Source organism: Streptomyces sp. E2N166 (assembly GCF_003671715.1).
Lineage (GTDB): Bacteria > Actinomycetota > Actinomycetes > Streptomycetales > Streptomycetaceae > Streptomyces > Streptomyces thinghirensis.
Genome location: NZ_RAIF01000006.1, coordinates 1,301,138 through 1,303,248, shown reverse-complemented (window position 1 = coordinate 1,303,248; position 2,111 = coordinate 1,301,138). Strand labels below are relative to the sequence as shown.

The window sequence follows — 2,111 nt, the reverse complement described above, 5'->3', positions numbered from 1 at the left end:
GGCGAGGGCGAGACCGACCTGCTCCGGGTCTCCCAACTCGCCCGGCTCGGCCCGCGCCTCGGCGACCTGGTGTGGGACATCGGCTGCGGCAGCGGCGCCTTCGCCACCGAGGCCGCCCGCGCGGGCGCCGCGGTCATCGCGGTCGACCGCGACCCGGACGCCTGCGCCCGCACCGAGGCCGGCGCCCGGCACTTCGGCGCCCAGCTCCAGATCGTGCACGGCACCGCTCCGCACGTCCTGGAGAACCTCCCCGAGCCCGACGTGGTCCGCGTCGGCGGCGGCGGAGCGGCCGTGGTCTCCGCGGTCGCCGACCGGCGGCCGCAGCGCATCGTCGCGCACGCCGCGACCCGCGACGCGGCCGAACTCGTCGGCAGGGACCTGACGGAGCACGGCTACCGGGTCGAGTGCGCCCTGTTGCAGTCCGTCGGACTCGACACCCGGGCCTGGACGGAGACCGAGCGGAGCGTCGTTTTCCTGCTCAGCGGGGTCCTCCCGGAGCGCGCCCCGTGATCGGCTTGTCATACCGCGCGGGGTAGGCTGGCGGATTGTTGTACCGCACTCGGACACCCGGCGCTTCGGCGGTCATTGTCCGTAAAAACCCGCCCGATCCGGGCTGGGTGTGGTACGGCAGAACCGGAGGACGCGCAACGTGGCGCAGTCCACAGCGGGCCGTCGCGGATCAAGCTGTCGTGGCGGGGGAACGACCGCGACAATGCCACTCAATGGCTTTGTCGTCTTTTCCGGCGGGTCGTTCGTGCCGCTGGGCACGCACGCTCGTTCTTCACTGCGGGGCGGTCGGTGCGCCGTCCCGGGTGTAGCTGGTCGTAGAAGCACTAACCGATGGGCGAGGGGTTACGCATGACCGACACCGGCCAGATCCCGGGCGAGGGGCTGCCGGAGAACGCAGGCATGGTGGAGCAGCCGGGCGTCCCCGCACCCGGCGCGTACACCTACCTCTCCGAGACCACCGCCGAGGACGAGGACCTGTTGTTGCTGCCGGGAGCCCAGAGCGCCTGGGGCAACGAGGTCGCGCCGCCCGCGCCGGAGCCGGTCGTCGAGACCGTGCACCAGCCGGGCCCGCACGAGATGTCCGGCCGCGACAGCGGCTCGGTCGACCTCGGAGGCGTCCGCCTGCCGGAGCCGGAAGCGGCACCCGAGCCCGCGTCCGCGCCGGTGCCACCGCGCAGGCCGCTGCACCTCGGCCCGCCGATCCCCGACACCTCCGCGAGCCCGGTCCGTTCCCTCGCCGACCGCGGCCCGGCCGACCCGCCGGTACGGCACGCGGGCCCGCCGACCGCCGGTCCCGAGTACCTCGACGTCCCGCAGGCGGCCGCGATGCCACCGCAGGGGGCGGCGCCCTGGGGAGCGCAGTCACCGGTGAGCGACGGGGCGGCGCATGCGGAAACGGTTGCTCCGGTACCGGAACAGGTGCCCGAGCCGGTGGGCGCGGCCCAGGCACTCGTGACCCGCGTGGCTACGGAGGCCGTGGCGACGGAGGCCGTGGCCCGCGTGGCTACGGAGGCAGTGGCGGCGACAGGCGGGGCGACCGGAGAGGCTGAGGTCGGCGAGGTCGGCGAGGTCGGCGAGGTCGGCGAGGTCGGCGGTTCCGGTGGGTCCGACGAGACCGGTGAAGTCGGCGAGGTCGGCATGTCCGGCGCAGTCGGTGAGGCCGGGATTCCGGCTGTCGACGCCGCTGCTGACCCCGTCGCCGAGGCCGAGGCCCGGACCGAGACAGCGGCCGACGACGCCGACGGTTCCGTCGGTCCCGCGGGTGCCGACGCGGTGCCGGGTAACGAGGCCACCTCCGACCCCGAGACGCCGCACGCCGACGGTGAGAGCCTGGCGGCGGCCGCAGTAGTGCCCGAGGCCGCGGCGGAGGAGGCGTCCGCCCCGCAGGCCGAGGCGGAACAGGCCGCCGAGCCCGACCCGGGACCCGGCCCCGGCTCCGTGGAGGAAGCCGTACCGGCTCCCGATGCGGTCACTCCTCAGCCCGCGCCCGAGCCTGTCCAGTCCGTCGAGCCCGTTCATCCCGTCCAAGAGGTCTTCGCGCAGCCGGTGTCGGAGGACCCGCGGTTCGCCGAGGCCGCCGAAGCACCCGCGCCCGAGCCCGT

General features: G+C 75.0%; 1 protein-coding gene and 1 pseudogene. Both read left to right on the top strand.

Annotated elements, in window-relative coordinates; translation table 11 throughout:
* Window positions 1-510, top strand: a 510-nt coding sequence (locus tag EBH09_RS38615; RefSeq protein WP_238697196.1) for a methyltransferase domain-containing protein, incomplete at its 5' end; no start/stop codon positions are given.
* A 348-nt stretch (window positions 511-858) separates the two neighbouring features.
* Window positions 859-2,111: pseudogene (locus EBH09_RS06305) on the top strand (5,6-dimethylbenzimidazole synthase); the annotation flags it as partial.